General features: G+C 43.1%; 3 protein-coding genes and 1 pseudogene. 2 read left to right on the forward strand and 2 right to left on the reverse strand.

What is annotated here, in order from left to right; all coding sequences use genetic code 11:
* The coding region (locus ACP45E_RS13870; RefSeq protein WP_069585133.1) for a HAMP domain-containing methyl-accepting chemotaxis protein at window positions 1–1,600 on the reverse strand (1,600 nt) is incomplete at its 3' end.
* Between the two features lie 196 nt (window positions 1,601–1,796).
* Window positions 1,797–3,050, reverse strand: coding sequence for a patatin-like phospholipase family protein (locus tag ACP45E_RS13875; RefSeq protein ID WP_069585135.1), 1,254 nt, complete (start codon window positions 3,048–3,050; stop codon window positions 1,797–1,799).
* Window positions 3,051–3,541: 491 nt separating this feature from the next.
* Between ACP45E_RS13875 and ACP45E_RS13880 the strand changes: the two genes are divergently transcribed.
* Complete coding sequence (locus tag ACP45E_RS13880; protein ID WP_017034980.1) at window positions 3,542–4,780, forward strand: L-lactate MFS transporter; 1,239 nt, start codon at window positions 3,542–3,544, stop codon at window positions 4,778–4,780.
* 331 nt (window positions 4,781–5,111) lie between these two features.
* Window positions 5,112–5,410 (forward strand): annotated as a pseudogene (locus ACP45E_RS13885) (fatty acid cis/trans isomerase); the annotation flags it as partial.

Here is a 5,410-nt window from a genome sequence, read left to right on the forward strand (position 1 = left end):
CGACAACCGCAAAGCCTCGCCCCTGCTCTCCCGCTCGAGCAGCTTCTATTGCGGCGTTTAATGCGAGTAGGTTCGTTTGCTGTGCAAGACCTTCAATAACTTCCGTCACCCTACCAATCGCTTCGCTTTCACGACTAAGCGTCGTCACCTCGGCACTGGCTTGTTCAATGGTTGAATATAGCTTTTCGACCGTTTGTTTATTTTCGCCCAATGCCTCTGAACCCTGGCTGATTAGCTCGCTCGACTGGGCCAGTGTTTTCATCGATTGATCCGCATGATGAACCGTGGTTTGTGCCGATTGGGCCACGTCATCCAATTGCTGAACGATTTGATGAATGTCCTCTTTTTGCCCAGAAACCTGACTGAGCGTCTGTTGATTGGCTGTCAGTAAGCCTGAAATGCTGTCATCAACTTGATGAGCTTTGTCTGTCACACCTTGAACAATGCCAGCTAACGATTGATTCATTCGATTAATAGAGTCGGTTAAACTGGCCAATTCATCGTTGCCTTCAACATCAAGGGCCGGTTGTGATACATCGCCACTCGCTATTAATTGAGCGCGTTGAGAGATACGACTAATTCGCCGACCGATATTACGCCCCATAAAATGTGAAATGGTAAAAGCTGCAACAAGCGCTATTAATCCTGCTGAGATCAGTAGTCCAATCACGCTAGAAATAGCACTAAATATCTCTTGGCCTGTTTTATCCGCTTGCTGCTGTTGGGTTACAACGAGGTTTTCGAGCGATACTTCAAGTGTTCGCGCGGCTGGGATAAGCTCATCCGCCATTTTTTGATTTGCTCGGTTCCATCCCGCGGACTTTCGCAGTTCAACGACTTCTTGTACCAATGGGAAATAAAGTTGCTGCATTTCATTAAACAACGTCCAAAGGACGATGTCGCTACTGTCTAGCAGCTCCTTTTTAGATTCGATCTCTGCAACGGATTTTTCATGAACGTTAATAAAATCAGCGTACTTATTGAGATGATCTTGTTTCCCATACAGCAAAAAGTCTCGCATTGAAGCCAACGCGTTTGAAAGGGAGGTATAGCTATCCGCGTATAGTTTAAACAGGCGTTTTCGTTCTTCGCCTTCCTTATTTGATGATTCTTCATTAATCAAACCTTGAATTTGATCAAGTGCCACTTCAGCGATAGGCGCAGCTTCGTTAATGAATAAGCTATGAGCCGGAAGGTTTTCATCACTGTGGCTAAGATCGGTGATCTCTGTGACTAAGCCCTTTAGTTGGATCCATTGACCACTTATCTGAGCAAACTCTTCCTCCGAGATCAACACTTCGAGAGTGGGTAATCGTTCATCGGTAGACGCTATTATTTGATTTAATGTGTCCAATTGCTCTGCGCCAACCTGTTCGTTATCGCCCAGTAGCATAAAGGCGCGAACCGTCGAGAGCGTTGCTTGAACGGATTGTTGCAGTGAACGACTGGTGTCTACAGTCGGTAAATCGGACTGAAGAAGTGAATGTGTCTGAGCTTCAACAACGGTTACGCTACGGTATGCAAAAAATGCGGATGCGATAAAAAGTACTGCTAGTAGCAGAAAACTAAGCTGCAACTTCCCTGATATCGAGAGTTTCATCCTTTAACTCCTATATTTAACCAATAGGCCAATATAGCTGTATTGAGCTAAATATAACATCGTTATCGCTGCTTTTATGAAACATTCCCGTCACACCATTCTTACAAGTAATTATTTTATAGTGACTTATCTGGCTAACCAATAGCTAACTCACTAATAGTTAACTCGCTGACAAACAACTCGCTACTGCGTCAGCTTATAACGAAGTCGAGCACCGAGATTCTATTTGGCTACGTTGATTGATAATGAACTCTTTCCCTGCCAGCAAGCCTTGCTGGTAGTCACTGAGAATATCATCTTTCCCACTGAGTAGGCCTCGACTTGAAAGTGGGGTTGCCGGTGATATTTCATGTATGACGATACCTTCAGGAGGCCTATTCATGAACTCTTTGACCGATTCATGGTTAAGATAATGGGAGACTAACATCTCCATTTTCTTTGAACTGCCTCCTGGAAAATGCCCTTTCTTCGATTGCTCTTTCAGCAAATTAGCCAGCTTTTCTACTTCTGGCACCCAATTAATATTGCCTGACTTTCTTAATAATGAAGGAGTAGATAATGAAGGCATGGTTAATGAGGGGACCGCTAATGAAGGGTAATTTGACTTTACCCGTTCAACCGCTTGAGAAAACTGCTGATGAAACTCATTCAAACGAGACACATGCCCAACTAAGCCATACTTTTCAACAAACTGATCAAAGCCGCTTTCTATGCCAAGAGAAAATTGGGAAGGCGGTTTGGGCTGCGATTGATTTTCGTTAGCCAACGGCTTTTCGTTAACAAGTAGCTTTTCGTTAACAAGTAGCTTTTCATTGGCAAGCTGCTGCTCATTAACAAATGGCGTTTCATTCATAATAGGTTCAGTGGTGATAACGACCAGTTCTGTTGCGCCACGTCGATACGCTTCATGTACAGGAATCGTTGATGTCACGCCCCCATCAACCCAAGTTGCACCATCAAATTCAATGTCATCAAAATAGAGAACGGGAATCGCACTGGTTGCACGTAAAATATCAAACCAATTGTCTTCAAAAATCGGGTAGTAATAATCTTTAAGCTCTTCAACGTGTGTCACACAGGCCAGCGCTTCTCTTTTACGACCAAGATGAAGTTGTTCTAGTTTCTCTTTTCCTTTTTTTATGTCTAATGGAAACTCCCCACTTTCCACAAATTGAAACGCCCAATCCAGATCCATCGGCTGCTGTTTATTCACAAACTTATTGAAATCAAAAAAACGCTGATTCGTGGTGTAGTTCATTATAAAGTCGAGTGCCAAACCCGTTTGACCAGCGATGAATGCCGCGATGTTTAACGCCCCAGCGGACGTACCCAAATAGAGAGAAAACGGGTCATACTCTTGTCGCTTAAATTGATCCAAAACACCTGCCGCGAAGGCGCCTTTTTGACCGCCACCCTGAACCACTAAAGCACTTACTGTTGAATCAAGCATGAGAACCTCTATTTACTATTTCGGGAAACTAGATAGACCGTATTTTATGGTTTAATTGGGGATATCGACACTCACATGAGCATAAACATTAACGCAGAGTCGAGAAAGCCTAACCTTGCAACTCTTTATAGCAAGATCACAAAGAATAAATTAACTGAGGCTTCATTACCCACTTGCATCAATATTATTTATACTGATTTTGCCATCCATCAAATTATAATAAATCCACGATAAAACAAAGTGTTAATTCTACAAATGATTCATTGCATCAGTCTTGACAACACTCATACCGAACACATAGTTTTAACAACTGCTTCAATTATTTAACACATTGAAATTAAATGATTATTTGGTAAAAAAAGAGATTCCAATCACATTTATATTGGTTATAATCCGCGCTCTTTGCGTTAATTGTTGATAAACGCAAACTAATTTTGAAGAAATACCTTTAATCACTTCCTCGATACGTCGAGGCAACACTGGAATAAATAATGAGCAAGATCGATAAAGCTATGCGTATCCTACTAGCGGGATTCTGTATCAACCTTTGTCTTGGCATCCTGTATGCTTGGAGTGTATTTAATAAAGCACTGGTTACTGACTTTGGTTGGAGCGCGGCGGATGCTTCTTCTCCATACGCTACGGCTACCATCACTTTTTCTATCTGCCTTCTAGTCGCCGGTATTCTTCAAGATCGCATGGGGCCACGTAAGATCCTCATCTTAGGTACCTTGCTGACTGGCCTTGGCATGATTGCCTCTGGTTTTGTTCATTCGGTACTCATGCTTAATATCACCTTTGGTGTCATTACCGGGGCAGGCATTGGTTTCGGCTATGCGTGTTTGTCTCCTTCAGCCATGAAGTGGTTTCACCCATCGAAAAAAGGCATGGTTAACGGCTTAATTGCCGCGGGATTTGGTCTTGCTGCTATCTACTTAGCCCCGCTCACATCAATGCTTATTACCGACCTAGGTATTAACACGGCATTCATGATTCTCGGAACAGGCGTTTTACTCATTGCCGTTCCATTAGCATGTACCATCAATAACCCTGATGAAGACTACGTACCAGCAGAGCCAAAAGTAAAAGCAGGCCAAGCTCCAATCGTTGTTAAAAAAGCGGCTGACATCAACTGGAAGACAATGCTGAAAACCCCTCAGTTTTATTCACTTTGGGTGATGTATGCGTTTGCAGCATCAGTGGGCTTGATGGTGATTGGTAACATTACTAACATTGCAAGTGTTCAGGCAAATCTACCAAATGCGGTTTACTTAGCGTCTATTCTTGCTGTATTTAACTCTGCAGGTCGTGTTGGCGCTGGTATGTTGTCAGACAAAATTGGGGGTGTTCGTACCCTTCTTCTTGCCTTTATCCTGCAAGGCATCAATATGGTGTTGTTCGCGACATTCGATTCTGAATTTACACTCATTATTGGTACCGCTATTGCCGCGGTTGGCTACGGCACATTGCTCGCAGTCTTCCCATCACTGACTGCGGAATATTACGGCCTAAAAAACTACGGTACCAACTACGGCGTGCTCTACACAGCATGGGGAATTGGTGGTGCACTAGGCGTTGCTGTTGTGGGGTATTCTATGTCTCATAACGGTGGTTACAGTCTAGCTTATACGATTTCTGCTGCAATGATGGCTGTTTGTATTGTTCTAGCATTTGTTACTAAACCTGTGAAAGAAGTGTCTGCAGACCAATTACAAGCGGTAAGCGCATAATCGTTATTGATACCTCACTATTTGAAATGGCCCGACCTTGTGTTGGGTCATTTTCTATCCGCTTTCAACTCTTCCTTTCTATACCCTCGCTACGTGTTCATCTTGCTATACTTAATACATATGGCTTAATACATATGGCTTAATAGTTATTGCTTGATCGTTATGACCCATGGCTAGATTTTTATGATCAAATTTCCATGGCTATTTCCATGACGAGAGTGACTTGAGCAACGTTGGGTAACTCACGCTGTATAGAGTCAAGTTGCTTCATTAAACCCAGCTATTTTTTGTTGTATAATCATAGATAGTTTTAATCTCTTTCGGTAACAACATGAATTTTAGGAAGTTCCTTTTCTTAAGTTTTGTCGTCATTTTCTCAGGTTGTGCAACTTACGCAGGGCTGAACTACGATGAGCTATTCGGTAAAGCGAGTGTTCAGCAACGGACAGTTAGCCACGAGTCCGCACAGGCTGATTTTTTCCTCAATGAAGTCAGACCCATCATTGATAACCGCTGCGTGGTTTGCCACGCTTGTTACGACGCACCTTGCCAACTCAAGATGTCGTCTGTCGAAGGGATAGATCGTGGAGCCAGTGACGCTCTGGTGTACCAAGGAACACGCTTAACCGC

It is taken from the genome of Vibrio genomosp. F10 str. 9ZD137 (assembly GCF_049974785.1).
Classification (GTDB): Bacteria; Pseudomonadota; Gammaproteobacteria; order Enterobacterales; family Vibrionaceae; genus Vibrio.